Raw genomic sequence first — 2,743 nt, 5'->3', positions numbered from 1 at the left:
ATATCTGGAAACGGTACTCAATGCGGGTCTCAAAAAACTGGGTGAAATTTAACAAAATGTTCACGCTCTCACCCTGGCGAATATTGCCAGAATTCAACGGATGATGCAGCAAGGGAAAAAAGTTGTCTGTGGCAACATGCTAAAAACGCCTGAAAGAGAGAAGTATCAAACATTTTCTACTTTTCATAAAACACTATCAACTGCACCACATGTAATCATACCATCCAGTGAGCTTAACACTTATAAGCAGTATATAATTGATGGAGACGGTGTTGATTTGCTTCGGTTGATTCAATCGAAGGATAAACTTGGCTATTTCATAGCGTCTCGTTCTTATGGAAGTAAATTTGACCTCGCAATTAAAGATAAAACAAATAAGAGAGTTAACTACTCGCTCAATGCTCCGATGGGTAATGTCCTGGATATGCTATTAAAAGATGTAAATGGTTTTACCGTTGCATACCCAGAGGAAATTATCTATTACACAGAAAGTAAGTTTGGGTATGGCTCATCAACAGTATCTGATTTAAATAAAAAGGCTTATCTAGGGAAGTTCAAAGTTCTTCCGATAGCTGGACAGCAAAAAGAAATATCAACTTATGTTGCCGCACCGAAAACCGAGTGGGGTGATAAAGTCATATCTGATATCAATGAAGCACTATCAAAACTGAAATCAAATCCAGCATATATTAACGAGAACTATATGTGGCGTAACTTACCTAATCATGATATGCGTTAGGTATATAGTGATTCTATCCATTGAATACATATACCCTAACGCTATCTAAGTTCATATACCAACTATCGCAACCTAACCTGGATACACCTTATTTCATCAATGTTGATTATTTATGCTTTTGTGAGATAAGACATCAACTCTAATGTGAAAGACTCGACAGAATATCCAATAGGTAGCGGCGTTGTTCTAATGGTGTTTTGCTTGTCCAAAAATCGAAAATCACATGAGCTAGCAATGGCATTAAGAGAAGTAAAACACACAACATTGCAAGCAGTTTCTTTGCTGAAACCTTTTTATTCGCAGTACCAAAATGAATCGCATTAGCTTGTTTTGGGCATGCAGAGATACAAGTTAAACAGTTTGTACACTCAATATTTCTGACAGATATAAGTTCATGAACCTGTATCCTTGATGGACATGCTCTACTGCATTTATCACAATCGTATCCCTTGCTTCGTAAACAGCTGCTGGAAGACCTGCGAATACGCAATGGTGTCAGAAGCCCCAGCAAGGAAAGCCATCCACCATAAGGGCATAGGTATCTACAGAAGCCTTGCTTGAAAAACATCGTGATACTTAATACCCAAACAACAAAAATACCTGATATAAAGTTCAAGTTGAAAAAGAAGGCTCCCATTTTCATGTCAGCAGCTTGGTGATACTGGCTCATCAAGTACCCTGGCAGTGCAACATTTGGAACAGCAAGAATAACTATGAACATCAGAAATGATAGAACTAGAAATTTCTGAGATTTGAGCAGTAGGTCTAACCATTTTGGCGGAGCCCACTCACCTGGTAGCAGAAAATTTCGAAAATGATGCAGCCATTCACCGACAACCCCAAGAGGGCAAAACCATGAGCAGAAGGCACGACCTAAAATGAGTCCAGATAAGGAAATAACCAAGACTGTGATTGTTGCAGCTGGATGGTGGTAATCAGTAATGCCCAAACTCAACAACGCCCGCAAGCCAAGACCGCCCGCTATAGGTAGAAAGCCATCTACGATATCAGGTCTAGACAGCCAAGGTAGGTCACCCTGGTGGAGTTGAAAAATATAAACACCATACTGTATTGTTACAAATCCCCACGATGTAACTAAGAAATATCTAACTAAACTACGAAGTTGTTGATCTCTTGAATCATAAAATGCGGATATTAATTTATATCTATAAAGCATGACAATAGTGACAGCAAGCACGATTAAACTACTTAGTGGTGGCTTGGCTGCTACCGTCAACCATACAGCGGCGGTTAGCATCAGGAACAGCTGCCAAGACCAACCTGAACGCTCATGCCACTGGAACAACAACAGATACACCAAGCCACTCAGCATGGTTATGGTTTCAATCCCACTCATCTAGCCAACTCCCATCGCAAAAACAGCCAATCATAAACAACATTACAGTTATTCATTTTGATCTGGATGGGCAGTTGGCCTAGTTTGTGGCGATGACAAGATTGTAATTTATTCTCTTGTCTTAATGAGTGGGGTGTCTGAGCTTACGTTTTCAGCCCAAAAATGGATATTGAATCTAGCATCTTCAGACAGTTCAACCCTGTGCCAATACTGAGGTGGGCTGGTTGCAAACTCTCCGGCTCGGATTACAAGCGTAATTTCAGGTGTCTCTGCTGTTTCATCAGCAAAACCGTAATATGTTACCGTCCCTTCCATTACACATAACTGACCGAATACGCCAGCAGCTGTATTGTGATGGGTTAATAGAGCCTGTGGTACGTTTTCATTTGTAAAAAATGGGGTTGAACGGCGAACAACCCAATGAGCGGGTATACTATGCAGTAGCGACATGTTTTATCCTTAATAACCTATGAAATTAAGTAAGGCTGAGCATATGCTCAGCCAGCAATTATTCATCTAGAAAGAAGGCGTAAAAGTGGGAATGCAGCGCCCATTTGGTCTCCACCTACGACCAGGGCGGGATCGCACTTTGTTAATGAAATTTGAACAGGCAGATCGTCTGTGATCTAATCGCGTCTCCATGCAGG

General features: G+C 40.7%; 2 protein-coding genes and 1 pseudogene. 1 reads left to right on the top strand and 2 read right to left on the bottom strand.

The genetic code is table 11. The annotated features are described in order from the left end of the window. Window positions 1–70: 70 nt before the first annotated feature. Window positions 71–739 (top strand): annotated as a pseudogene (locus OKC40_RS22125) (TIGR02285 family protein); the annotation flags it as partial. Between the two features lie 139 nt (window positions 740–878). Here the strand turns inward: OKC40_RS22125 and OKC40_RS22120 are convergent. Beyond that, window positions 879–2,096: a 4Fe-4S binding protein gene (locus OKC40_RS22120; RefSeq protein WP_005344804.1), complete on the bottom strand. Its 1,218-nt coding sequence runs from the start codon at window positions 2,094–2,096 to the stop codon at window positions 879–881. 108 nt (window positions 2,097–2,204) lie between these two features. After that, window positions 2,205–2,546: a DUF1971 domain-containing protein gene (locus OKC40_RS22115; protein ID WP_075112420.1), complete on the bottom strand. Its 342-nt coding sequence runs from the start codon at window positions 2,544–2,546 to the stop codon at window positions 2,205–2,207. Window positions 2,547–2,743 lie beyond the last annotated feature (197 nt).

This window comes from Aeromonas sp. QDB11 (assembly GCF_027705265.1).
Lineage (GTDB): Bacteria > Pseudomonadota > Gammaproteobacteria > Enterobacterales > Aeromonadaceae > Aeromonas > Aeromonas allosaccharophila.
This window is presented reverse-complemented; position numbering and strand designations above follow the sequence as displayed.